Raw genomic sequence first — 24,013 nt, 5'->3', positions numbered from 1 at the left:
ATGAGTGGTTATGCGGGGAGCTATCGCTGTTGTTACTGTGTGACTTTTGATTAAAATATTTGCGATAGTGTGATCTTTGTCGAACATTTCTTTATGCTAGCAGAGTAATTACTTTAGAACTTACTCTTTAGCCTTTGGAGCTCGAGCCTCAATGACCTCAATGCAAACCCCTGAGTTAACCCTGAACAGCCCTTTGACACTTGGTAATGGTCAAGTCATTAAGAACCGCCTTTTCAAATCGGCCATGAGCGAACAGTTAGGGACACGTGAGCATAGCCCAAAACCCGGACTCGCGACCTTGTATGGCCGCTGGGCACACGGGGGCATTGGACTTTCCATGACTGGCAATATTATGGTCGATCGCACCGCATTAGGAGAGCCTAAAAATGTGGTGCTCGATGAAGCATCAGATTTATCATTATTTGCCGATTGGGCAAAAGCAGGGCAGCAAAATGGTTGTCAAATCTGGACTCAATTGAATCACCCGGGTAAGCAGATCCCCAACTTTATTTGTGATCAACCCGTCGCCCCATCCGCCATTTCACTGCAAGGTGGTTTAGAAAAGGGCTTTAATACGCCGCGAGCTCTGACTGAAACAGAGATTTTTACCATTATTGGAAAGTTTGCCCTCAGTGCGAAGCTGGCTAAAGAGGCAGGCTTTAATGGTGTCCAAATTCATGGTGCTCATGGTTATCTCGTTAGCCAGTTCTTATCAACACGCCATAATCAACGCGATGACCAATGGGGAGGTTCACTGGAGAACCGCATGCGGTTTGTACTTGAAGTTTATCGTGCTATCCGTGAACAAGTGGGAGATGATTTTCCCGTGGGTATCAAACTGAATTCTGCTGATTTTATGAAAGGCAGCTTCAGTGAAGAGGATTCGATGCAGGTGGTACAAGCGCTGAGTCAGGCAGGTATTGATTTGATCGAAATTTCTGGGGGTACCTATGAAAGCCCATCCATGATGGGGCATAAAGTCAAAGCCTCGACCTTAAAGCGCGAAGCTTACTTTTTAGATTACATTGAGAAGGTGAGAGGCCTTGTTGATACGCCACTTGTTTTAACCGGCGGTTTTCGCTCTGCTGCGGGGATGCAAGAGGCGCTGAATACTGGAGCGACCGATATGATTGGCTTGGCAAGAACCACCGCGGTAGATCCTGACTTCCCGAATAAACTTTTACAAAGCAATTCTCACAAACAAGAGCTTAAACATCTGACGACCGGGGTAAAAGCGATAGATGCCATGGCGATGCTGAATATTACTTGGTATGAACAGCAACTTGCGCGAATGGCTCAAGGAAAAGCGCCGAAGCCAAATTTAAGTGAGTGGCGAACCTTCTTCCATGTGATGCTCTCTGCCGGTATCTACTCATTTCGAAAGCGACGTGCATAAATGACCGAGTGAACGAGGGCAAACGAGTCGTTTTGTCCTTTTTCTATCACTAATTTGTAAACAGCTGCTTCAGCTCGTCATTTATCTTACCCATTGCTTCCGTTTGCTCGTTATACTGTGGCGCAACGCGTTTTGTGGCTTGCGTATGCAGTTGTGGGCAAAACGAAGATAAGAACAAATCAACCAACTTGGTATGAAGGAGAGACTCTCGTGAGAAAAGTAGGGATTCTATTGCTTTGCTTACTGATGCCTTTCGCGTCAGCTATTGCAGGGCAAGATAAGCCACTATCAGCGGAAGTATTGTGGCAACTTAGCCGTATCGGTAACCCCATTATTTCACCTAATGGTGAATATATTGTTGCACCTGTCACTCAGTACGATGTACCTGAAGACAAAGGCGCAACACAGTTGTATTTATTCGCGAAAGACGGTTCAGGCCAACGTGCCATTACTGCGAAAGGATTACGGGCAAGTGAGCCAGTATTCTCACCTGATAGCAAAACGCTCGCGTTTGTAAGTAAGCGAGACAAAGATGAGGCGGGTCAGGTTTATCTGCTGCCGATGGATGGTCCCGGCGAAGCACAACGCCTCACGGATGTGCCCGGTGGTGTGTATGGGATTAAGTGGGTCGGAGAGCACCTTTACTTTATCAGCCGTATTTTCCCTGGCAAAAACTGGGAAGAGATGGGCGAGCAGCTAAAAGCGGATAAAGACGATAAGGTCTCTGCACACCAATGGAATGCTTTACCATTTTCTAGCTTTGACCATTGGATTGATGAAGACAGAGAAGCCCATGTTTTTCGTATCCCGGTAAAGGGGGGTGATATTGAAGCGATTACTCAACCCCTCAAAAAGCAGCTTTCACGTTCTTCGCAAAGCGCGGGAAGCTATGATATTGATCCCAAAGAGCGCTGGATAGCATTTAACTCGAACGGTTGGGACAATCAAGTTGATGCTAAAGTTGATATTTTCCTTGCCAAAATTGGCAATGGCAAAGTTAAAAATATCACGCCAAAGAATAACGCTCCGGATCGTGGACCTAAGTTTAGTCCTGATGGCAAAACATTGGCATTCACCCGTCAGTTAATCCACGGTTTTTATGGTGATACCTCTCGTCTTGTGTTGTTTGATTTGAAGCAACAAAAAGAACGTGTGATGACCAAAGACTGGGATCGCTCTGTGTCTCGTTATAGCTGGACTCCGGATAGCAAAGGCTTTTATGCATCCATTGCAGATGCTGCGACGAATCGTATCTACCACATCAATGCTAAAAATGGTAAAGCGAAGCCAGTCACCAAGCAGACTGATTTTGGCAAGCCAGTGATTGCTAACGATGGAACTTTGGTTGCTGCGAATCAAAGCTTTTTGCATCCTGCTCGTATCGTGACGATTAATCCGCGTACCGGTAAAACTAAACGTCTTGATCGCTTCAATGACGATGTGCTTGCTGATGTTGAATTAGGCACTTATGAGTCTGTGACTTATAAAGGCTACAATGGTGACGACATTCAAATGTGGGTTCACTACCCTCCTGGGTTTGATAAAAGCAAAAAATACCCATTGATGATGTTGATCCACGGCGGCCCTCATGGCGCGATTTCCGATAGTTTCCACTATCGCTGGAATGCACAAACTTTCTCTTCATGGGGATATGTAACCGCTTGGCCGAACTTCCACGGCTCAGGCAGCTTTGGGCAGAAGTTTACAGACAGTATTAACCCTGACTGGAAAAATAAGTCTCTTGAAGATATCTACAAAGCGACAGAGTGGTTCAAGCAGAAAGATTGGATTGACAGTGAGCGTTTGGTTGCCGGTGGCGGTAGCTATGGTGGATACTTAAGTTCCATTATTCTTGGCCAGAAAGATAACCCATTTAATGCGTTATTTATTCATGCAGCTGTTTATAACATGTACTCGCAAATGGCCGCGGATTTTGCTGTCCATAGCACTCGCTTTGGCAACTATTGGGAAAAGCCTGAAATCTATCAGTCGATTTCTCCTCACTATGGTGCAAAGAACTTTGAAAAGCCGGCATTGGTTATTCATGGTCAACTAGATTATCGAGTGCCAGTGGGCCAAGGTTTCGAGCTATTCCGTACTTTGCAAACCAAGGGGATTGAATCGCGCATGATTTATTTCCCAGATGAAAACCATTGGATTTTGAAACCAAACAATTCCATCTACTGGTACAACGAAGTGAAAAAGTGGAATGCTCGTTTTGCTGAGCCTGGTGGGCGTTAAGCCTGAAGGATTTGAGTAATAAAACCACATTCAAAGGGCCGTATCGGCCCTTTGTTATTTCTGAACCTTTGCTGTCTCGATTTAACAAAATCAACAATTTGATTTCAATCTATTCAGAGGCGCAGTAACCTTGAGAGTAGATTAAAGGTTTTTGGAGTTTGAAATGCAGTTTGTTGGTTCAACCTCACGACGAAAAATAACACGACTCGAAGCGAAAGCGCACGGTACCAATCAGGTGCGCTCTAAACAACGCGGCTTTTCCGGTGGCCAGCTATTTCTGATTATTTTAGCAACTATTGCCATTACCATCGGCATCACCTTCTTTGTGATCCGCACCTATATCTTTCCTGCGCCCATGACCCCAGTAACGCTGAGCGCCAGTGAAGAGCAAAAGCTGGATGACAAACTGAACCAACTGGGTTGGCAAGGTCAAAGTCAGCCAAAAGCACGTCAGGTGGATACACGTTCGCCTCAACGAGGGGGCGCTCAAGGAGCGTCAGGGCAAAAAGATCTGGGTGAATTAACACCGCAACCCTATCGAGAGTTTGATGCTGACCGACAAGTGACGTTTAGCGAAAAAGAAGTCAATTCGATGATTGCACGTAGTCCAGACTTTGCAAAGCGCGCGGCAATTGATTTTTCTAATGATCTCGCCAGTGCCACCGTATTGATCACGGTTCCTCGAGATTTCCCGATTATGGCTGGTGAAACGCTGAGGGTGAATGCAGGATTAGACATTCACCTCGATCATAATCGCCGTCCTGTGGTTGCTCTCGTTGGAGTTAGCTTAATGGGCGTCCCGATCCCGAATGCTTGGCTAGGAAATATGAAAAATGTCAATTTGGTCAGCGAGTTTGGAGATCGTGGTTTCTGGAATACATTTGCTGATGGTGTTGAAGATATTCAAATACGAGATGGTGAATTGTCCATTAAGTTACGTCAATAAATGCAGTGCAAATCATTTTCGCCTCGCAAGTGAGGCGGTTCCAGCCGTCATTTTCCAGTGATTGACCATTGCAATTCTTCTTTAATTGCGGTTGTTCGTGCTGATTTAGAACGTTGAGTTGTTGGTGCAATCACTCGGCAAACAAAGCTTGAAAGTGGCGAGCCCTCTTGCAAAAATTTACGATGTTTAATCGGGCTCATTCTGTTTGTTGCAGTGGCGATGTGGCTTGCTATTTTTAATGAGTCAATCACCTTCAGACGACCACCAAGAGAAGGCTAACGCTGTTTCCTCGGTTTGCGCCTGTGGTTTTTTGGGTACAGCGACCAATTGCTCTTCGAGGAGCACACAAGTTGACTCTAAAGTGTCTCCTTTGGGGGATTCAAAGGAGACTTGATCGCCTTCATTCTTATTTTCGCAGGCGTCAATAGCCTCTTGTGGCGGCTTATCTTCTTTCGATGGGCGTGCTTGTACGATCGTCGCAGTTAATGAACTAAACAGTAAAATAGAAATTAAGGTCGAAAAATTTTTGCTGGACATTGGATTCCCTCTCACGGCTTCGTCAATTTTATAAGGTTTAAAGCCAAAGTAACCAGCAATTAAGGATAGAGCGTGTAGATTCTAAGGAGAAGGTGCAGAGTTTGAGTCGACGAAGGCCAAGACCGCACATATTTAAATACAAAGAGGCTGTAAAGTAGAGCGATATTCATTGGCCGATATAGTTTGAATAGTCAGCATCAGGGTAAGGGGGAATTTGCTTCCGGTTCAAATAGTGGCACTGAAACCGCTTTTAATTTCGTTTTATGTTCAAGTCTGACTTAAAATAATGAGGAGTGTTGAGTGCGTGCGGTTATTCCCCTTTGAATTTTAAAAAGTAGGGTTGTGATGCTAATTAATTTAAGCCAGAAAGAAGGTTATTATCGAGTTTTTGTGGGGGCTGGGCTAATCGCCGTGGGCACCCATGTGTTTTGGTTCATGTTGATCCCCATGGGGTTGATGCTGGTTCAGACTGGCTTGACTCATAAATGCCCATTAACGCAATTTTTTCATCGAACAACAGGCTCTGCGTTAGCGCATCGATATGCAGCATTTTTGCCTCGCAATAATCCGCAGCCAGTGTTTATCTTTACAGCTGACTCTAAGCTTGTTTTTGCAAATCAAGTCGCCAAGGAGGTGCTGCCCGCTGTCCAGCAATTTACGGATCTGATGTCAGACAATATTGTTGAGCTAATTACGCAGCAGTCCATGAGACAGCGCCAACTCTCGCTGGAATCAGGTCGCGTTTATTCGTTGGTGGCCCGCGGCTCTCAGCAAATTAATGGTGTGGCGGTTTACGCAACCGATATTACCGAAATTGTTGAACTGAACTTGGAGATTATCGACACACAAAAAGAAGTCGTTTATGCAATGGGCGAAATTGGTGAAACGCGCTCAAAAGAAACGGGCGACCATGTGCGTCGTGTGGCGGAATATTCCGAACGACTGGCTTTGCTTGCAGGAATAGAGAAAGAAGAAGCTGAGCTGATTAAGCTCGCGTCTCCGATGCACGATATCGGCAAGGTGGGGATCCCAGACGCCATATTGAAGAAACCGGGCAAATTGACCGACGAAGAGTTTGAAGAGATGAAGCTACATGCTGAAATAGGATATAACCTGTTGAAACACTCGTCTCGACCCATTTTAAAAACGGCTGCGATTATTGCCCATCAACATCATGAGAAATGGAACGGTCGCGGCTATCCACAGCAATTGGCAGGCGAATCGATCCATATTTATGGCAGGATTACAGCGATTGCTGATGTTTTTGATGCGCTCGGAAGTGCAAGGGTTTATAAGGATGCGTGGCCACTGGATAAAATCATGGCGCTTTTTGCTGAGCAACGAGGAGTTCATTTTGATCCTCAACTAGTTGATCTATTTACAAATCATTTAGATGACTTTTTAGCAATTCGTGAGAAATACCCCAACTAGCGGTAAGGTCGCATTTGCTAAACCACCACAGAAGAGAACCCGATAGAATAAAAGCCTGCTGAATCAGCAGGCTTTCCCATTATATGTTGATGCAGTATGTGTTTAGACTGCATCTTGCACGTCAGAATACAGCTTACTGCAATTGGATTTGGTAAACGCTGGTGCTGCCACTAACCTCATTGCTTACAATCAATAAGGGTAAACCAGTTGGGCTGTCGGTTGCTGCTACAAAACGCATCCCTTCAGGGCCTAAGTCACCAGCCAATTCCGGTTGACCATCGAGCGTATCGCCATCAATCTCAAACTCTATATCGAAGTTACGATTGACAATATAATCGACAAAGCTTACATCAAATGGGTTGGTGATATCGTAAATCATAAAACCGGATGTCCTTTCTAGGCCAATAAAGGCGTACATTTTGTCGGCTATTTTCCCTAATGCTAACGCTTCCGGCTCAGGGCCTTTGTCATCGCTACGCGCATCGCCTTTGCTTTCTTCATTGTGGTTATTGAAATTGTCGCCAAGTATTGCCGCGGTGATGCGTTCGAAATCACTACCGCTGTCGTAAACTTGTTGGCCATCTTGGCTCCAAATAGAGAATGAGCGTGCGCCGTAGGACACCACTTTATCCATATCGCCATCCATATCCGTATCCCCCATGCTGGTTGTCACTTTGAGGCGACCGAGCTGGGTTTTATCTTGTGCTGCGGCATACTGTGGATGGTTGGGGTCTAGGGTAAGATCGTCTGCTCTTTCTTCTTCAGAGAAGCCAGTATAGTCTCGAGCATCGCCTTCATTCGCTGTGACAATAAAATTCGATTCATTCCATGCGTAGCTGGCGATGGTATCGGGCTGGTACATGCCATAAACACCTTCATAAGCCATGATGTTAATTGCATCATCCTTATCGCTCGCATCAATAGCATTGTTTGCCAGACCGTAGTCTTTGAGGCCGAGTGCGATAACGCTTTCGATGCGGCTTTCCATTAAATCGATCACTGCAATGGCATTGTTTTCTTGCAAGCTGACATAGGCATATTGGTCATTTGCTGACACGCTTATATATTCAGGCTCTAAGTCTTGCGCCACGCTTGCGCCAGGGCCATTTAACTTGATCATGGCCGAGATTTCGTCAGCACGATTTCCACCGACGTTGAAGTCACTAAAGCCAATGTGAGTGGCGGCATCTGCTGGGACACTCTCATGAATTTGAATGAGAGAGATGCTGCCCTCAGGATCAACTAGATAGTCATCCGTTGGCTCCCCTTCGTTGGCAACGAGCACCTGCGTTCCAGCATGATTAAATGTTAGCGCATCGGGTAATGCACCGACAGAAACTGCCTTTAAATAGCTAGGCGCATTGGTGAGCGACAATTGATAAAAAGCAACGATGCCAGCCCCTTGTTTGCTGTTGCCAGCTTCATCTTGTCGTTCAATTGCAATTGCCATTAAATCACCATGTATGGCTACACTATTTGCGCTACCTAGTCCGGTAAGTCCTGTATCTGCAGCGATATCAAGACTCCACGACTTCGTCAGATTATTGAGTGTGTATCCCGTGCTGGTCGTTGCTGGTGTGTCGGCCAAGCCCGCGAGTGAAATGCCATCAATCGTGCCACTTTGGGCATTGACGACGTAGCTGTGGTTACTTGCCCGATGGTAAGCCACGATTTCTGCCGCGCTCGCACCGAATATTCCGGATTCGTAGCGACCAATCAAACTGGCATTGAGTTTTCCTTGCGATGCCTGACACACGTATTGTGTTTGTGTCGTATCGACTTCGTCTGCATCTAACAGGCCATTGAGGTTGCGGTCCAGCCCGGTTTCTATCTGCTTGCCACCAAACGTGCAGTTCACATCACCCGCAGCGAGTGGTGTGAGAGACACGAGCGCGTTAAAGCCATTGATACCATCTGTGCCGTTTTGCCCATCATCACCATCGCACCCGCTTAGGCTGGCTAAACTGATGGCGAAAGCCAAGGGAAGAAGTTTGTTATTCATGTGTCAGTCCTGTGGTCACTTTTAACAAAATTGACAAAAAGCTACGGGTCTAGGATGACAGTTTGGCGACAGACACATGATGAAATGATGACAGCCCTACCAAACGGCGTATCATTGCGGCACCGTTTGATGTTGTGTTCATTGCAAACAATAGCGCTGGAGCCGTTGTTATCGGCTCGAAGCATAGTGTGGGGTTTAGCCGAATTTATAAACGGTGGCGGTATGCAAAGGTAAATGCAATATCGGCACTGTTGTCCGCATTGATGACATTCTCAATCATCGCGATTTCAAAAGCACCTTGCTTGTAATGATAACGATAGCCTAAAGTAAATTCGTAAACACTTTCTTTCAGATCTTCTAAGTCTCGAGCAATTCCTTCGTAAATTTGCATTTCAGCAAGAAAGCTATGTTTGTCGTCATAACGATACTGGTAGCCAGCACCTAGGCTGTAGGTCCACTCTTTAAAGCGGAAGTTTTCGATGTCTGTGCTGTCTCGATGACTCAAACTTGCAAGGGTATAAAGGTAGTGCTGATGGTCAAAATTGACACTGTAATTTAGTTGCGCAGATTGTTCGAATGAATGATCTGCAAAAGGCCCATGACCGACATAGTTATAAAAGAGTGTCGCGCCCAGAGAAAGCGCGTGATGCGCTCCGAGGCTATCGGGTGCTGATTGGTATAAATTCTGCTCAAAATAAAGTTCCCAAACATTGTTTAGGGTTTCGTTGGCAAAGTCGGTTATTGGCGCATCGATATAGTTGGGGGCATCAATGACAAATCGATGCTTGTCGACATCTTCGCGCCCATTCTGTCCTAAACCAATGGCATCATGAAAAGCAATGGAGAGTGAATCAAGATGATTGTTTGCAGCAAATCTATATAGATAAGTGAGCTCAATTTTTGTGCCTGATTCAAAAGCATATTGCCCACCAAATTGCAGATCATTTTGATAGTAATCCATGGTGTAATCATCGTTAATCGCCCAAATGCTGGCCATGGATGCGGAAGCATAAACTTCGTGGTTCACACTTTGAAAGGCATTACGAATTTTGGTGGACACACTGCTGGACTGAAGTGGCGCTTGAGCACGAATAAGTAGGGGACCAAAATCAGATGAACTTGCATCCGGCTTGGCAACCACAGCTGCAGAAGCAGAATATGTGAAGAGGAAAACTAGCGATAATTGGCTTGTAAATTTCATCACGCTACCTTGTCATGCAATGTCGATTTAAGATAGAAATTCCATGTTATGTCATACGATTACAAATGTCATGGTTCCTGTTTTTACAGGGTAAGGTTTGGCGAGATTCGCCTCTTTTGTTTAGTCTTTCTGGTAGCGATAAAATAGGTTGGGTTCACTGACGATATATAGCAGGCCATCTTGGTCGAGTGTTATGCCTTCGGCTTGTGGGATGTCTTGCTTTAAACCAAAAAATCCCTTTTCAAGATCCAAATAACTAAGTTTGCTGCCATCGAGTGCGACTTCTGTGACTAACATCGATTCATCACTTAAAAATAGTAGTGTTTGGTTATTTGAATTGAAGTGCAATCCTGAAAAATCGTCCATAAAGTTGTTCATGCGATTCATCTGCTTTTCGGGACCGATACTGAGAGGTCCTTGACCGTTGAGCCAGTTGGATATCTTGATGACTTCCATTGGGAAACGCTCATTCACGATATAGAAGCCATCCTTTTCGGCGTGGTAGGCGATGCCTTCATAACCAAAATTTTCAAAGGCATCAATGTTTAATGAAAACTGTTTGGCATTATGTTGCTTGTAAATATCGGTGGTATCGTCGTTAATTTCGATCACAAAAATTGAGCCTTGCTCCTCATCCACAATGGCGAAAAGATTATCTTTTAAGAAAGTAATGCCCTCTGTATCTCTAAATTTGTGGAGCTTGATCTTGCGAAGGAGTTTGCCTTCTTTGTTGAGTTCATAAATGTAGCGAGGACTATTTGAAATCCCGTATAGCAAATTTGTTGTTGAACTATAGGTAATGCCGGAAAGGTTTTTCTCAATGCCTTGAATCGGTAGTGCATCGATTTCGATATCATATTCGTCGAGCTGAATACTCTGGTTAAACCCTTGATACTGATTCGTGTATTTGGTGAATTGATTAAACAGGTGATCGTCGAAATCAAATAGGCTCGCAAGCCCGTATAAACAGGCACAAATGGCGATTGCTTTTATCAACGATGGTTTCAGTTTCACTCACATTTTCCTATGTTTTGGTTGAGCCTATTTCGCAAGCGTTGCCATCGCGACTTCAATGGTGGTGCCTTGTTTTCAAATTGCACCCATCAGACTGGCTTCTTTTAAAGAAGTTCAAAGGGATCTTGAATGATTTTGTATTGATGACTGATTTAGCATCGAGGTAGCGTACAAAATTCTATCAGGTGACAAATGTGATTTAACATTTTGGTAACATGACGGTTTGTTTATTGTGCGTGCATTGTTCTTATAAATAGACTGAATTGTGACCGCCTTTACAGTGGTCTCTGGTCGTGCTTTGAACCATCCTGCAAAAATGATTTTCACCCCAAAACAAAACACTGAATTTGAGATGTAAAAAAGATTATTAACAAATGGTTGTGATAATCTTGCTGAAAAATTGAGCCAAACTTATGGGTTTCAACAGAGCACGTTGAGCCTATGGGTCTAGCTGCTTACTCCGGTAAAAAGACAATCAAACAGGAATGACAAATATGAAAAAGGGCGCGTTATTATTGTCGTTTATGGCAAGTTTAGTATTGGCAGGTTGCAGTGATTCGAGTGATATCGAAGAAAATTCTTCTGTGCAACGCAAGCCACTTAGTGTAGAAACTTCTCCTCAATACCTTGCAGTTATCAAATGTGTTGATGATCAGCTTTATAAAGGCGCTGAAGATATTGATGAAGATGTGCGTAAAGACATCTTGAATGACGCATTAGCACTGTTTGAACTTCCTAAATATAGCGCTTATAAGATTGATAAAATTGATCGTAGCAAACTTGATATGGCGACTTACATGAAGAGCTATTCTGACTGCCTTCTGTCTGAAGAGTTTGCTGGTAAGCTGAACAAGATTGCTAAGAAAAACGACTACGAGTTTCCTGAAGAAGATTAATTCTTTCGTTTAAGCTCGCGCACTTTACCCAGATGTCATTTGGCGTCTGGGTGTTTTGATGCTTTTATCGCGCAGATGAATTTTAGGGAGTACCTTTCGGGTACTCCCTTTTTTAATGGCTGATCTTGATTGGAGCTGGGGCCGTAGTGATCATTGAGTTGTCGATGAAAAGTCTAAGGATAAAGAGCTAATGAAACGTCTCTGGATGCTGTGTGTTTGTGTGTGGCTTACGGCTTGTGTTGGCGTGCCTGATGGTGTGAAACCTGTGAACAATTTTGAACTCGAGCGCTATCTGGGGACTTGGTACGAAGTTGCTCGACTCGATCATTCATTTGAGCGGGGTTTGACTAATGTGAGTGCAACGTATCGCATGCGTAGTGATGGTGGTGTCGCCGTATTGAATCGCGGTTATGATGCCGTGGATAAACGTTGGAAAGAAGCCGATGGCAAAGCTTATTTTGTTGAGTCACCTGATTCGGGCTATTTGAAGGTTTCATTTTTTGGCCCATTTTACGGGGCTTATGTCGTATTTGAGCTTGAGGCGGCAGCGTATCAATATGCCTTTGTCTCAGGGCCTGATCATGAATATTTATGGTTGCTTTCGCGTACACCTCAAGTCTCAGAGCAAGTGAAGCAAGCTTTTCTTGATGCATCAGCCACAGCAGGTTTTGATACCGATGCTCTGATTTGGGTTAACCAAAAATCAGTGAGCGAAGTTGCAAAGCCATGATATCTGCCCGTCAGTTCAACCCACTTATTCAGGACACATATGGTCGGTGCAAGTGGGTCGACTCAGTCTGAGGATAGCAGAGCTGAAGCTTACTTTTGGCAAGAGCCACAGCAAACATCTTCACCATTGTGTTTTGGCTGATTCCCGTTGTCCGCCGGCTTATTTGAGACAGGTTTCATCGTCGCTTGCTTGAGTGCAGCAGGCTTGGTGTCAACGTCTTGGTCTTTTTTGAACATTTTTGTAAAAGATAAAGCCATGGTAGAACCCCTGTATTTCGAAATATAACATGCTGTCTGAATGCATGTTATATGCCGCACGAACAAGCGTCAACATGAGCTTGTTTAAATTGCGACCTTGTCCAAAGTCGCTGTTGGCGGCTCAATATCAAGGTTGAATAGGCATGAGCGTGTTGGTGAGCAAAGGTTACAGCAAGTCTTGCGGGTCTCTATCTAAGCTCCAGCGGCACCGTTTGGCCTCAGGCAAGCTTTCAATTGTGGGCAGTGCCCGTTCTACTTCTTGTTGTAACCCCTGTCGGCTCTTGGCTTGGATCAATAACTGCCTGCGAAACTTGCCTGCTTTACGATCCAGTGGTGCAGGCATTGGCCCAATGATCTCAAGTGACTCTGAGGGCTGAAATTGCTTGGCAAACTGCGTGAGAAAGGCATCGGCATCGGATGCAAGATGTGCTTCTGCGCGCACCAATAGCATGTGCCATGCCGGTGGCAGCAGAGCCTGTTGACGTTCTTTCAGTTGCTGACGAGCAAATTCTCCGTACCCCTGATGCAGCAGGTCTCGCAAAACTGGGTTTTCATTCTGACAGGTTTGCAGTAGCACGGTACCCGGTTTACTTGCGCGACCAGAACGCCCAGCAACTTGCGTGTAGAGCTGGCCAAACCGTTCTGGTGCCCTGAAATCCGCACTAAATAGTGCACCATCGACGTCAAGTAGGCCCACTAAGGTGACATCTGGAAAGTGATGGCCTTTAGCCAGCATTTGTGTGCCTACAAGAATTTTATACTCTCCGCGATGAATCGCACCTAAGTGCGACTCAAGAGCACCTTTGCGGCGAGTGCTATCGCGATCGATTCTGATCACCGGATGATTGGGAAACTCCTTGCTAATTGCTGTTTCGAGCTGTTCGGTACCAACACCTTGCCCCATTAACATCGTACTTCCGCATTGATGACATTGCTTGGGGATAGCGTATTGATTGCTGCAATGATGACAACGGATTTCCCCTAACGACTGATGAACTGTGAAAAAAGCATCACAGCGATCGCATTCATGTAAGTGCCCACACTCTTGGCAGAGCAGTGCAGGGGAGAACCCACGACGGTTGAGAAACAGTAAAACTTGATTGCCCGCTTCAAGGTGCAAGCGCATTTCATTGATCAACGCATGGGACATTCCTGTCTTTAGCGGCTGATTACGGATATCGATGATTCCTTGGCGGACTTTCTGTGCTGCACCAGCGCGCTCCCCCAAATGTAAATGTTGATATCGACCGCTCAGCGCATTTTGTAAAGTTTCCAATGAGGGCGTTGCAGAGCCCAGAATGACCTGAATGGACTCCAAATGGCCACGCATCACAGCTAAATCACGTGCGTGATATCCAATGCCTTCTTGTTGCTTAAAGCTAGTATCGTGTTCTTCATCAAGAATGATTAACCCTGGATACTTCATCGGTGTGAAAAGTGCCGAGCGTGTACCAATAATAATCGCTGCTTCACCGCTGTTTGCCTGTCGCCAAGCATCGAGCCGCTGATTATCGGTAAGCCCAGAATGTAAAACTGCGACTTGAACTTTAAAGCGCCGTTTAAATCGGTTAATTGTTTGAGGGGTTAAACCGATTTCTGGTACTAGAATCAGTGCTTGCTTGCCCGCTTTGAGCACTTGTTCCAAAACGGCCAGATAGACTTCTGTTTTGCCGGAGCCTGTAATACCTTCCAGTAAAGTACATTGGTAACCTAAATTTTGATTGAGCGTCGCGACTGCGACCGCTTGTTCTTTATTGAGTTTGAGCGGCTGCTCACCCATGGCTAAGTTGTCGCGCCACTGCATATCGGCGACATGAGGTTCATCGTGCTCTTCGACCCAGCCTTTTTCTAGTAGAGCTTTCAGTCCCACTTTACTGAGCTCTAAGGTGGTGAATTCCACAGGAGTGAGCCGTCCAGATTGCAATTGTTCAAACACACGTTTTTGTGCTGGTGCGCGTTTTAATGTGTCGATATTTACTTGCTTGCCACTTGTCGATAGCTGGTAATAGTTTAGGTGATCCGCAGTTGTGTGAAGTCCTTTACGTAAGCCTGCTGGTAGTGCTTGGGTAAACATTTGCCCAAGGCTACAAAAATAGTATCGCGCAGCCCATTGTGTTAATCGATAGAGGCTTTCTGGTAAAACAGGTTTTAGATCAATAATTTCCGATATAGATTTGATCTGTTTTTCCGGCAGGTCACAATGCTGAGTGAATTCAACAATAATACCTATGAGCTGTTGACGACCAAATTGAACTTTGACTCGGCAGCCAATCGAAGGCAGTTGTTCGCATGTTTTGGGTAGGCGGTAGGTAAAGTTTTGTCGAAGTGGCACGGGCAGGGCGATCACAACATACGGTGCTTTGTGAATGTCTAGATCGGAAACTGCAGCCATGGACAGATTAAACTCATGTAGGAAATTGGCAGTCAGTTTAGCCAGCCAATGAAATCAAGGCTAGCCTTATTGTATAAACTAGAGACATAGTAAGCATACGATGATAAAAATGAAGTGGTTGATGACGATATTCTGCGTGATGCTGAGTGGCTCGCTCCTTGCTCAAGTCACTCATATCAGTGTAAACAAAATGGTGCCGCAATTGGGCGGCGCTCCAAGCTTGCGTGTCAACATTATCGCAGCGCCCGAAACATTGGCTAATTTAGAGTTTGAAATTCGTCAATCGCATACGCAAGAGCAACTGCTGGTTCAACCTCTGAATCAATTTTTGCTGCAGTTAAGCGGCAAACAAGCCATTAAGGATGCGCAGGCACGGTTAATCGTCCGCCATCAACAAGATGGGCAATGGCGGGTTATCCATGAATCTAAAGTGCTGAGTTCTGACTTTGGAGCGACAAGCCAATCTGATGTGACACAATCAAAAGTTGGCGAACAAAACTCTGTCATCACCGCCGTGCCAGCTGTTACTCAAGAATCTGCGCCTTCTCAGCACAGCAATGAGGCTAAATCACCAACTGCCGCTCCTCTCAAAGCAGCGCAAATATCTCTGCCTCGTTCGCCTCAATCCACGGCGCGTGCTCAAGGTAAGTGTCGGCTTAACTTTGATGGTAAAGAAACCCTTTGGCGTTTAGGCGTCCGTTATGCAAAGAGCTGGGGCATGAGCCCTTATGGTGCCATTATGGCAATTTTTGAAGCGAACCCTCATGCGTTTACCAACGGCAATATTAATGGGTTAAAGGCAGGCGTTCGTTTGATTTGTCCATCCATGCAGCTGCGGAAAAAATTCGCCCAAGGTCAGCAGGCTAGAGCAATATTTGAAGCGCTGTAAAAACAGCTGAAATACTTGTTTTGCTGTTGTGATTCCTGTATGATTTCGCGCCTTAAACACTATGTAATTAATATCATGTGGTGCCTGACTACGGGTTGGGAGAGCGACATGGCCTTAAACTGAGGTAATCCTTATGAAACCAGGTATCCACCCTGATTACGCTGAAATCACTGCAACTTGTACTTGTGGTAACACAATTAAAGTGAACTCTACTGCTGGTAAAGATCTTCACTTAGACGTCTGTGGTGCATGTCACCCATTCTACACTGGTACACAAAAAGTTGTGGACACTGGTGGTCGTATCGACAAGTTCAACAAGCGTTTCGGTGCACTTGGCAAGAAGTAATTGTCACTGCAATGAATTCGAAAAAGGCGCCTCTATGGCGCCTTTTTTCTATCTAAAACGTGGCCATAGCGATAATCGGTGACTGGCTAGTTTTAGCCAATTTTTTCTGTTCATACTAAAAATAGCTTATACGCTTGGCTGAAACCTGTGCGGAGAATATCTGTGCGCATAGAGAGACTTTATGATCCAAAATAATTCCAGTGTTGACAATGCATAGTAGAATTTTAGTGGTCACAGTATTCTAGAGAAAACCATGGATAATTTGAAAATTGTATTGCTCTGTCTTGTTGCTTTCGTTATTGGAGGCTGCGAGTCGAGACCCAAGATGTCGTATCAAGAGAAAATGCGCGCTTTAGAGCGTATGACTGGGCAAAGTCAGCAAGAAATTGAAGCTTCTATTGCTTCAGGAGAGCGTAAGAAAAAACTTCAAAGACAACAGCGACAAGAACGACAACTGGCGCAACAACAAGCGCAAGAAGCTGAGCGTAAGCGTATGCAGGCTGAGGTTGAGTATCGCGTGTTGCAGGCTCGTGAAGCAACTATAGTGTTACCAGACGCGTCAGTTCAGAAACCGATTGATAAGGATCAATCTAAAGGCGGTTGCACCAATCAAGCCGCGCTGGATGAAGCGATCAAAAATGGCACATTATCCAAGCAAGCGGTTTGTGGTGAATAGATAAAAGTGCTTGCAGCTGTCGTCTTACTCGCACGCGATGACCTGTGATTTGGTAAAGCATGAGTAACAGGGTCAGGAAGTATGTGTTAAATCGAAAATATGAATGACACAGACAGAATTGCTCAACGACACGCCTGCCGTCTGCGCATTGTCCTCCATCATTAAGTCATCATGATGCTTTGCCCCGAGAGGGTGTCAGTGACCCATCTTGCTTCAAGGGTGAGATAAATAAAAAGCCAGCATTTTGCTGGCTTTTATACTTCTCAAGGGAACGCGAATACCTTATTTATTGTGGTACTGCACGGCCATATCAATTAAAGGCTCTCTGCTGGCTTTTTCCGCACGAAGGCGGGCGAGGTAATCTTCCCATAATGTCGCTTGATTTGCGGCGAGATTATGCAGTATCGGCCATGAAAACAGACCCGTATCGTGACCATCGTCAAACACGATTTTAACTGCGTAATTGCCTACTTGTTCAATTGAACTAATGTTGACATTTTTTTTGTGGGTTACCAGTACTGGGTTACCGTGACCATGAACTTCTGCAGACGGTGAGTAAACTCGCAGCATTTCACAGCTAATGGGGTAACTGTTGCCATCGGAAAATGTCACCTCGAGAATGCGGCTCTTTTTCTTGAGCTTGAGGCCTGTAACACTCGGGCTTGCGCCGGTTTGATTGCTAGACATAGATGCATTCCATAGTTGAACGATAAAAATTAAATGGGTTAACGCTGTTAACCCATTGCCATATTGCGACAGCTTATAGAATGAAGCGGCTTAAATCTTCATCCTGTACGAGGTTGTCAAGATGGCTGGATACGTAAGCTTCGTCGACAATCAGCTTGGTACCAGCTTTATCTGAGGCATCGTAGGAGAGCTCTTCCATTAATCGCTCCATGACGGTGTGTAAACGGCGGGCACCAATGTTTTCTGTGCGCTCATTTACTTGCCATGCCGCTTGGGCAATTGCGTCAATGCCTGATTCAACGAATTCGACTTCAACCCCTTCAGTGCCAAGTAATGCAGAGTATTGCTCGGTCAGTGATGCATGGGGCTCGGTTAAGATGCGCTTAAAATCTTCGGCTGAAAGAGCGTCTAATTCGACACGAATTGGCAGGCGACCCTGTAGTTCGGGAATAAGATCTGATGGCTTCGACATCTGAAATGCGCCGGATGCAATAAACAAAATATGGTCGGTTTTAACCATTCCGTGTTTGGTGCTGATGGTAGAGCCTTCGACCAAAGGCAATAAGTCACGCTGTACCCCTTCGCGGGAAACATCCGGTCCAGAGGTGTCACCACGCTTACAGATTTTGTCGATTTCATCTAAAAACACAATGCCGTGTTGCTCGACCAAATCAATGGCTTGTTCTTTCAAGTCTTCTTGATTAACCAGTTTGGCAGCTTCTTCCTCGACCATTTGCTTGAGCGCATCTTTGATTTTCATCTTCTTGCGCTTGCTGTCACCTGGACCCATGTTTTGGAATAAGTTTTGAAGCTGAGATGTCATCTCTTCCATGCCCGGTGGTGACATGATTTCAATACCGACTTGCGGCGCTGCGACGTCGATTTCAATTTCTTTGTCGTCCAGTTGGCCTTCTCTTAGCTTTTTACGGAAGATTTGGCGTGTGCCTGAGTTGTCGGTGGTGTCTTTATCCCACTCGTCTTTTGGCTTTGGCAAGAGTGCATCCAATACCCGTTCTTCAGCCGCTTCTTCGGCTTGATGACGGCACTTCTTCATTTGTGCTTCGCGGGTGAGCTTGATTGCTGTGTCTGTGAGGTCGCGAATAATCTGTTCGACTTCTTTACCCACATAGCCAACTTCAGTGAACTTGGTGGCTTCTACTTTAATAAAAGGTGCTTTTGCCAGTTTAGCCAAGCGACGCGCAATTTCAGTTTTACCGACACCAGTAGGGCCAATCATGAGAATGTTTTTAGGGGTGACTTCTTGTCGAAAATCAGCATCGAGTTGCATTCTGCGCCAGCGATTTCTTAAAGCAATCGCAACTGAACGTTTGGCTTTTTGCTGGCCAATAATGTGGCTGTCCAGTTCGTGGACAATCTCACGGGGTGTCATTTCAGACATAATTTTTCCTCAACGCCGAAAACTTAATAGTTTAGTTCTTCGATGGTTTTGAATTGGTTGGTGAATACACAGATATCGCCTGCAATTGTAAGTGATTTCTCGGCAATTTCCCGTGCACCTAAATCTGTATTCTCTAGGAGTGCAGTGGCCGCTGATTGTGCAAAGTTACCACCCGAGCCAATGGCAATTAAGTCATTCTCAGGTTGCACGACGTCACCGTTACCCGTGATGATCAATGAGGTTTCGGTATCAGCGACTGCAAGCAGGGCTTCAAGCTTGCGTAACATTTTGTCGCTACGCCAGTCCTTTGCCATTTCTACCGCTGCGCGCAGTAAGTGGCCTTGATGCATTTCTAACTTAGCTTCGAACCTTTCAAATAGCGTGAAAGCGTCTGCGGTGCCGCCTGCAAACCCTGCTAGAACTTTATTGTGATATAGACGGCGAACTTTTTTCGCATTGCCTTTCATCACGGTGTTACCAAGGGAGACTTGGCCATCACCAGCGATGACGACCTGATTATTGCGGCGAACAGATACGATTGTGGTCACGTGAGTTCCTCTTTTCAAACTAACGATTCAGATCGCTAGTGGGTTGTTAGGATCAAATATGGGGACAGGAGCAAGAATATCAAGCCGTGAAGGGCAAATGGACGAAATAACGCGATCCTGCGCTAATAAAAAAGCAGCCTAGGGCTGCTTTTTGAGAGATAAATATCATTTCATCGGCGCTAATTTAGCCTTCCCAGTACCAAATCTTACAGTCGTTCAAGCCAACTTTTTGCAATACATGGCGATGGCGCTCGGCTATGCGTTTGCGATCATAAGGTCCCATAACCACTCTATACCAGGTGCCCTTACTGCCGATGCTTTTGCGAACCTGAGCTTCTAACCCTTGGAATGCGATCACTGCCTTCATTTCATTTGCTTGAGATTCTGTTCTAAATGACCCGCACTGCATCAGATAAGGTCGCTTTGGCTTGTTATCGGTTTGCGGCAGTTCGACTTCAACCTTTTTGTTCTTTAGCTCTTCAAGGTAAGTCCATTCCTCTTTTGGTTTCGGAGGTAAATCACCTTGAGGCTTTGGTTTTGTTGCGGCTTTGGTTTCGACTTGCGACGCTTTTGTTTCCGTTGAGCCTGTCTCTGCTTGGTCACTGGTTGAGCTATCTTTTATATTCCACAAAAAGTAGCCAAACCCTGCAATTGCAACAAGAACGACGATCAGCAAGAGCACAATGGGTAAGCGACGTGCAGGCGGCGCAGCTTTACGTGCCCCGCGCTTTTGCGGCGCACGTTTTTTGGGTTTACGATTTGCGTAATCTCGATTGGTCATGGTTTAGTCTCGATTTTACATGCGCTCTAGTGTTTCAATACCGAGCAAGTTCAAGCCTTGTTTGAGTGTTTTTGCGGTTAGCTTTGCCAGCATTAAGCGACTGAGTTTTTGTGCTTCAGTATCTGCTGCGAGGACTGGGCAAGCTTCATAAAAGCTTGAGAACGCACCGGCAAGTTCAAATAGATAGCCACACATTGCGTGCGGAGTGCCCTTATCGACCACGCGGTTCAGTACTTCGCTAAATTGTGCCAGCTTGTTGCCGAGATCTTTTTCTTTTTCATGCTCAAGTACAATTTTTCCTTGGCTCAAATCGATACTTTCAGCACGTTTAAAGATGCCCGCCACGCGCGTATAAGCATAGAGCAAGTAGGGCGCAGTGTTTCCTTCAAAACTTAGCATTTGTTCAAAGCTGAAGATGTAGTCACTGGCTCGGTTTTTCGAAAGATCTGCATATTTGACCGAGCTAATCCCTACTACGCGGGCAATTTCTTGCAGGGTGGCTTCATCCATGTCAGGGTTTTTGCTACGAACAAGCTCTAGTGCACGCGTATTGGCTTCATCAAGTAGGTCGACCAGTTTCACAACGCCGCCACTACGGGTTTTAAACGGGCGACCATCTTCTCCGTTCATGGTGCCAAAACCCGTATGTTCGAGTGTCATTTCTGGGCGTACAAATCCGGCTTTTCTGGCCAGACTAAAGACTTGCTGGAAATGCAGTGCTTGGCGCAAATCAACGAAGTAGAGTGCGCGGTCAGCCTTTAAAACATTCGAGCGATAACGCATCGCGGCTAAATCCGTTGTTGCGTAAAGATAGCCACCATCAGCTTTCTTAATAATGACAGGAAGCGGTTCGCCTTCTTTTGTTTTGAATTCATCTTGGAAGACAACTTGCGCACCATCGCTGGTGGCCAATAGACCTTGCGCATCTAAATCGGCAACGACTTGGTCGAGATCATCGTTATAGGCGCTTTCACCATATACATCGTCAGGAGTTAGGCTGACACCGAGGCGCTGATAGACATCGTTACAGTGGCTTAGGGATACGGCTTTAAACTCATGCCATAGTTTCATGCAGTATTCATCACCGGATTGTAACTCAACAACAAGTTGGCGCGCGCGGGTGGCGAAGTCTGCTGATTCGTCAAAGCGAACTTTTGCAGCACGATAGAAATTTTCTAAATCAGAAAGCTGCATTGATGCTTGCTCGTCACCTTGGGCGCGTAGCTCTTCCATATAGGCCAGCAGCATACCGAATTGTGTGCCCCAATCGCCGACATGGTTCTGACGAATGACTTTATGGCCAAGGAATTCAAGAGAGCGCACCACACTATCGCCAATAATACTTGAACGTAGGTGACCAACGTGCATTTCTTTGGCTAGATTCGGTGAAGAGTAGTCTACAACGACGGTTTGTTGCGTGGGGCGTGTCGCTCCTAATAATTCGTCTTCAAGCGCGTGTTGCAATTGGTTTGCGAGCGCGTTCTCATCAATAAAAAAGTTGATAAACCCAGGGCCAGCGATATCGACTTTTGCGACGTGGGAAGATGCCGGTAAGTTGTCGATAATAAGCTGAGCAATATCGCGCGGCTTCATGCGTGCAGCTTTGGTAAGCATCATGGCAAGGTTTGTTGCAAAGTCACCATGGCTTTTGTCTTTTGTGCGATCCACTTGAATGCGAGCTGCAAAATCAGCAGGTACAACGCCTTGGTCTTTTAGGCTTGCTAGGGTTTGTTCGAGTAAATCTTGAATATGTGATTTCATAGCTTGGTATCGGCACTGACATAGTTAAAAGGAACAACCGACTATTTTAGCCGTTTGTGAGGATGCATTGCTATCAATCGCGTTATTTTTTTCGCGATTAATAGCGAAATTGATGCTTATTTAAAGCCTGAGCCCCGCGGCATGGACCTAAATCATTTTGACAGGCGTGTGTAGTTGCAATCAAAGGTGGATGATGTCGACTAATTTGCGAAAGTTTGATGTAGATCGCGATGGAATTTTATAGAGCGCTTAATCTTAATCGTAAAGGCATGGGTTATATGTGGCTTGGCTGCTTTATAGAAGCACTGAGTAGGATTCAATTGCAGAAGTGAGTGTACAGGGAGCGTGTTTATGCAGATGACATTGCAAGTGTTGGGTGCTGCGAAGGAAGTGACTGGATCATGCCATTTATTGACGGTTGCAGACGCTCAGGTATTACTTGATTGTGGCTTAATCCAGGGCGGTAAGGCGGATGAACTGCGCAATCATCAGCCATTTCCATTTTCTCCGCAAGCGATAACAGCCGTTGTATTGAGTCATGCCCATATTGATCATTCTGGTCGGCTTCCTTATTTGGTGAAGTCTGGCTTTAACGGGCCTATTTATACCCAGCGGGCGACGGCAGAGTTATGTAAAATTATGCTCAGAGATGCGGCGATGCTGCAGGAGCGAGATGCAGAACGCGCCAATAAAAAACGCGTGAAGAAAGGTTTGTCACTCGTAGAGCCATTGTTCACACAACAGGACGTCGACCAAGTCTTGGCTTTGTTTGTCGTGTTGGATTATGGCGACAGCATCGAAATTGCACCCTACATTCAGATTTGTTTGCGAGATGCAGGGCATATTTTAGGATCGGCCATCGTTGAGATGAGCTTAGGCGATAGTCAATGTCGTAAAAAAGTTGTTTTTAGTGGTGATTTAGGCCGTGCAGGCATGCCAATTTTGGATGACCCCTATCGGGTTCAATCTGCGGATCTGGTTTTGATGGAAAGCACCTATGGCAATCGACTGCATCGGAGTTGGGAGCAGACTCTATTTGAGTTGAAATCGATTTTTGCGCGTACGATTCGAGAAGGTCGCGGCAATATTCTGATCCCAGCGTTTTCCGTGGGAAGAGCACAAGAGCTACTTTACTTGTTTCATCTTTATGCAAAAGAGTGGGACTTGTCTCGGTGGCGGATCTGTTTAGATAGTCCTATGGCCATTAAGGCGACTCAGATTTATGTCAATAATTATGGGTTAATGGACGAAGATTTTAAGCGGTTTACTCGGCTGTCTCCCGGTGAGCATCCTTTACTCTCCAATGTAGAGTTTATCGACAGCACAGCTGCGTCCATGGAACTCAATGAAATCAATAAAGGGCTTATTATTATTGCTGGCAGTGGCATGTGTAATGGTGGTCGAATTCGTTGTCACCTTGCCCACAATCTTTGGCGAGCAGAAGCTGATATTATTATTTGCGGTTTCCAGGCACTGGGTACACCAGGGCGGCTCTTGGTCGATGGTGCGGAGACGCTAACGATTCATGGTCAATCTGTGGCAACCAAAGCCAAAGTACATACTGTGGGTGGGCTGTCTGCCCATGCAGATCAAGCGGAGTTATTGAGTTGGTATCGAGAGTTTGAAAGTAAGCCGCCATTAATACTGGTTCATGGCGAAGCAGAGGCGCAGCAAACTTTACTGCGGGCACTAAACGCGCAAAAAGACAAAGCACCACAGCATGCGGTGATTGCTGAGTCTGGTGACTGTTTAGATTTGAGCTGTTTGCCTCAAATGGTGTGGTTGCCTAGTCCTCAATGTTGATTGGTGGGAGAGGTCTAACTTGTATACCTGAATGTACATAAATTTTGCCTGTAAAGACGCAATCGCCGTTGCGCTGGGCT

General features: G+C 45.6%; 21 protein-coding genes. 10 read left to right on the top strand and 11 right to left on the bottom strand.

All coding sequences use genetic code 11. The annotated features are described in order from the left end of the window. The first annotated feature begins 151 nt into the window (after positions 1–151). From IEY18_RS08480 to IEY18_RS08470, 3 genes are all read left to right on the top strand, one after another. Positions 152–1,396 carry an NADH:flavin oxidoreductase/NADH oxidase family protein gene (locus tag IEY18_RS08480; protein WP_188919747.1) on the top strand — a complete coding sequence of 415 codons (1,245 nt, stop codon included), beginning with the start codon at positions 152–154 and terminating at the stop codon, positions 1,394–1,396. Between the two features lie 210 nt (positions 1,397–1,606). Further along, a complete protein-coding gene (locus IEY18_RS08475; protein ID WP_188919745.1) occupies positions 1,607–3,637 on the top strand; it encodes a S9 family peptidase in 2,031 nt (676 codons plus the stop codon). Positions 3,638–3,800: 163 nt separating this feature from the next. Further along, positions 3,801–4,583 carry an arginine N-succinyltransferase gene (locus IEY18_RS08470; RefSeq protein WP_229779787.1) on the top strand — a complete coding sequence of 261 codons (783 nt, stop codon included), beginning with the start codon at positions 3,801–3,803 and terminating at the stop codon, positions 4,581–4,583. A 243-nt stretch (positions 4,584–4,826) separates the two neighbouring features. On the opposite strand, the gene IEY18_RS08465 is transcribed toward IEY18_RS08470, so the two are convergent. Then, a complete protein-coding gene (locus IEY18_RS08465; RefSeq protein ID WP_188919743.1) occupies positions 4,827–5,120 on the bottom strand; it encodes a hypothetical protein in 294 nt (97 codons plus the stop codon). 345 nt (positions 5,121–5,465) lie between these two features. Between IEY18_RS08465 and IEY18_RS08460 the strand changes: the two genes are divergently transcribed. Further along, positions 5,466–6,551 (top strand): HD domain-containing phosphohydrolase, encoded by a 1,086-nt coding sequence (locus IEY18_RS08460; protein WP_188919741.1) that lies wholly within the window; start codon positions 5,466–5,468, stop codon positions 6,549–6,551. A gap of 133 nt (positions 6,552–6,684) precedes the next feature. Here IEY18_RS08460 and IEY18_RS08455 read toward each other — a convergent pair whose 3' ends face one another. The 3 genes from IEY18_RS08455 to IEY18_RS08445 all read right to left on the bottom strand — a co-directional run bounded on the left by IEY18_RS08455 (position 6,685) and on the right by IEY18_RS08445 (position 10,768). After that, positions 6,685–8,553: a choice-of-anchor I family protein gene (locus tag IEY18_RS08455; protein ID WP_188919740.1), complete on the bottom strand. Its 1,869-nt coding sequence runs from the start codon at positions 8,551–8,553 to the stop codon at positions 6,685–6,687. A gap of 205 nt (positions 8,554–8,758) precedes the next feature. Then, positions 8,759–9,754 carry a DUF3187 family protein gene (locus IEY18_RS08450; RefSeq protein WP_188919738.1) on the bottom strand — a complete coding sequence of 332 codons (996 nt, stop codon included), beginning with the start codon at positions 9,752–9,754 and terminating at the stop codon, positions 8,759–8,761. A 120-nt stretch (positions 9,755–9,874) separates the two neighbouring features. Further along, positions 9,875–10,768: an SdiA-regulated domain-containing protein gene (locus IEY18_RS08445; protein WP_188919736.1), complete on the bottom strand. Its 894-nt coding sequence runs from the start codon at positions 10,766–10,768 to the stop codon at positions 9,875–9,877. Between the two features lie 494 nt (positions 10,769–11,262). Here IEY18_RS08445 and IEY18_RS08440 point away from each other — a divergent pair, with 494 nt between their 5' ends. Then, the gene (locus IEY18_RS08440; RefSeq protein ID WP_188919735.1) at positions 11,263–11,664 is read left to right on the top strand and encodes a YajG family lipoprotein; all 402 of its coding nucleotides are present in this window, start codon (positions 11,263–11,265) and stop codon (positions 11,662–11,664) included. A gap of 190 nt (positions 11,665–11,854) precedes the next feature. Beyond that, the gene (locus IEY18_RS08435) at positions 11,855–12,394 is read left to right on the top strand and encodes a lipocalin family protein (protein ID WP_188919733.1); all 540 of its coding nucleotides are present in this window, start codon (positions 11,855–11,857) and stop codon (positions 12,392–12,394) included. An 89-nt stretch (positions 12,395–12,483) separates the two neighbouring features. Here IEY18_RS08435 and IEY18_RS08430 read toward each other — a convergent pair whose 3' ends face one another. Together IEY18_RS08430 and priA are read right to left on the bottom strand one after the other, a co-directional pair. Next, complete coding sequence (locus tag IEY18_RS08430) at positions 12,484–12,651, bottom strand: CCGSCS motif protein (protein WP_188919732.1); 168 nt, start codon at positions 12,649–12,651, stop codon at positions 12,484–12,486. 166 nt (positions 12,652–12,817) lie between these two features. Beyond that, complete coding sequence (gene priA / locus IEY18_RS08425; RefSeq protein WP_188919730.1) at positions 12,818–15,043, bottom strand: primosomal protein N'; 2,226 nt, start codon at positions 15,041–15,043, stop codon at positions 12,818–12,820. 121 nt (positions 15,044–15,164) lie between these two features. On the opposite strand from priA, the gene IEY18_RS08420 reads away from it, so the two are divergent. From IEY18_RS08420 to IEY18_RS08410, 3 genes are all read left to right on the top strand, one after another. Further along, positions 15,165–15,932: a FimV/HubP family polar landmark protein gene (locus IEY18_RS08420; RefSeq protein WP_188919728.1), complete on the top strand. Its 768-nt coding sequence runs from the start codon at positions 15,165–15,167 to the stop codon at positions 15,930–15,932. Positions 15,933–16,065: 133 nt separating this feature from the next. After that, positions 16,066–16,278, top strand: a complete 213-nt coding sequence (gene rpmE, locus IEY18_RS08415) for a 50S ribosomal protein L31 (protein ID WP_188919726.1) — start codon at positions 16,066–16,068, stop codon at positions 16,276–16,278. Positions 16,279–16,531: 253 nt separating this feature from the next. Continuing rightward, entirely contained in the window at positions 16,532–16,954 is a 423-nt protein-coding gene (locus IEY18_RS08410) for a hypothetical protein (RefSeq protein ID WP_188919722.1), read from the top strand. A 282-nt stretch (positions 16,955–17,236) separates the two neighbouring features. Here IEY18_RS08410 and IEY18_RS08405 read toward each other — a convergent pair whose 3' ends face one another. The 5 genes from IEY18_RS08405 to argS form a co-directional block, all read right to left on the bottom strand. Continuing rightward, the gene (locus tag IEY18_RS08405) at positions 17,237–17,641 is read right to left on the bottom strand and encodes a gamma-butyrobetaine hydroxylase family protein (RefSeq protein ID WP_188919720.1); all 405 of its coding nucleotides are present in this window, start codon (positions 17,639–17,641) and stop codon (positions 17,237–17,239) included. A 73-nt stretch (positions 17,642–17,714) separates the two neighbouring features. Then, on the bottom strand, positions 17,715–19,040 hold the full coding sequence (hslU, locus tag IEY18_RS08400) for an ATP-dependent protease ATPase subunit HslU (RefSeq protein WP_188919718.1): 1,326 nt from the start codon (positions 19,038–19,040) through the stop codon (positions 17,715–17,717). Positions 19,041–19,063: 23 nt separating this feature from the next. Beyond that, on the bottom strand, positions 19,064–19,588 hold the full coding sequence (gene hslV, locus IEY18_RS08395; RefSeq protein ID WP_188919716.1) for an ATP-dependent protease subunit HslV: 525 nt from the start codon (positions 19,586–19,588) through the stop codon (positions 19,064–19,066). A gap of 184 nt (positions 19,589–19,772) precedes the next feature. Next, entirely contained in the window at positions 19,773–20,369 is a 597-nt protein-coding gene (locus IEY18_RS08390; protein WP_188919714.1) for an SPOR domain-containing protein, read from the bottom strand. A gap of 15 nt (positions 20,370–20,384) precedes the next feature. Next, the gene (argS, locus tag IEY18_RS08385; RefSeq protein ID WP_188919712.1) at positions 20,385–22,130 is read right to left on the bottom strand and encodes an arginine--tRNA ligase; all 1,746 of its coding nucleotides are present in this window, start codon (positions 22,128–22,130) and stop codon (positions 20,385–20,387) included. Positions 22,131–22,481: 351 nt separating this feature from the next. On the opposite strand from argS, the gene IEY18_RS08380 reads away from it, so the two are divergent. Further along, positions 22,482–23,933 (top strand): MBL fold metallo-hydrolase RNA specificity domain-containing protein, encoded by a 1,452-nt coding sequence (locus IEY18_RS08380; protein WP_188919710.1) that lies wholly within the window; start codon positions 22,482–22,484, stop codon positions 23,931–23,933. Positions 23,934–24,013: the final 80 nt, after the last annotated feature.

Source organism: Shewanella gelidii (assembly GCF_014647855.1).
GTDB classification, from domain to species: domain Bacteria; phylum Pseudomonadota; class Gammaproteobacteria; order Enterobacterales; family Shewanellaceae; genus Shewanella; species Shewanella gelidii.
This window is presented reverse-complemented; position numbering and strand designations above follow the sequence as displayed.

Coding starts and splice junctions, on each gene's coding strand:
- IEY18_RS08450 (WP_188919738.1), bottom strand. CDS start 9,754: ATGAAATTTACAAGCCAATTATCGCTAGTTTTCCTCTTCACATATTCT.
- IEY18_RS08440 (WP_188919735.1), top strand. CDS start 11,263: ATGAAAAAGGGCGCGTTATTATTGTCGTTTATGGCAAGTTTAGTATTG.
- IEY18_RS08410 (WP_188919722.1), top strand. CDS start 16,532: ATGGATAATTTGAAAATTGTATTGCTCTGTCTTGTTGCTTTCGTTATT.
- IEY18_RS08470 (WP_229779787.1), top strand. CDS start 3,801: ATGCAGTTTGTTGGTTCAACCTCACGACGAAAAATAACACGACTCGAA.
- IEY18_RS08430 (WP_188919732.1), bottom strand. CDS start 12,651: ATGGCTTTATCTTTTACAAAAATGTTCAAAAAAGACCAAGACGTTGAC.
- IEY18_RS08460 (WP_188919741.1), top strand. CDS start 5,466: ATGCTAATTAATTTAAGCCAGAAAGAAGGTTATTATCGAGTTTTTGTG.
- IEY18_RS08455 (WP_188919740.1), bottom strand. CDS start 8,553: ATGAATAACAAACTTCTTCCCTTGGCTTTCGCCATCAGTTTAGCCAGC.
- priA (WP_188919730.1), bottom strand. CDS start 15,043: ATGGCTGCAGTTTCCGATCTAGACATTCACAAAGCACCGTATGTTGTG.
- IEY18_RS08480 (WP_188919747.1), top strand. CDS start 152: ATGACCTCAATGCAAACCCCTGAGTTAACCCTGAACAGCCCTTTGACA.
- IEY18_RS08390 (WP_188919714.1), bottom strand. CDS start 20,369: ATGACCAATCGAGATTACGCAAATCGTAAACCCAAAAAACGTGCGCCG.
- argS (WP_188919712.1), bottom strand. CDS start 22,130: ATGAAATCACATATTCAAGATTTACTCGAACAAACCCTAGCAAGCCTA.
- IEY18_RS08380 (WP_188919710.1), top strand. CDS start 22,482: ATGCAGATGACATTGCAAGTGTTGGGTGCTGCGAAGGAAGTGACTGGA.
- IEY18_RS08405 (WP_188919720.1), bottom strand. CDS start 17,641: ATGTCTAGCAATCAAACCGGCGCAAGCCCGAGTGTTACAGGCCTCAAG.
- IEY18_RS08465 (WP_188919743.1), bottom strand. CDS start 5,120: ATGTCCAGCAAAAATTTTTCGACCTTAATTTCTATTTTACTGTTTAGT.
- IEY18_RS08420 (WP_188919728.1), top strand. CDS start 15,165: ATGACGATATTCTGCGTGATGCTGAGTGGCTCGCTCCTTGCTCAAGTC.
- rpmE (WP_188919726.1), top strand. CDS start 16,066: ATGAAACCAGGTATCCACCCTGATTACGCTGAAATCACTGCAACTTGT.
- IEY18_RS08435 (WP_188919733.1), top strand. CDS start 11,855: ATGAAACGTCTCTGGATGCTGTGTGTTTGTGTGTGGCTTACGGCTTGT.
- hslU (WP_188919718.1), bottom strand. CDS start 19,040: ATGTCTGAAATGACACCCCGTGAGATTGTCCACGAACTGGACAGCCAC.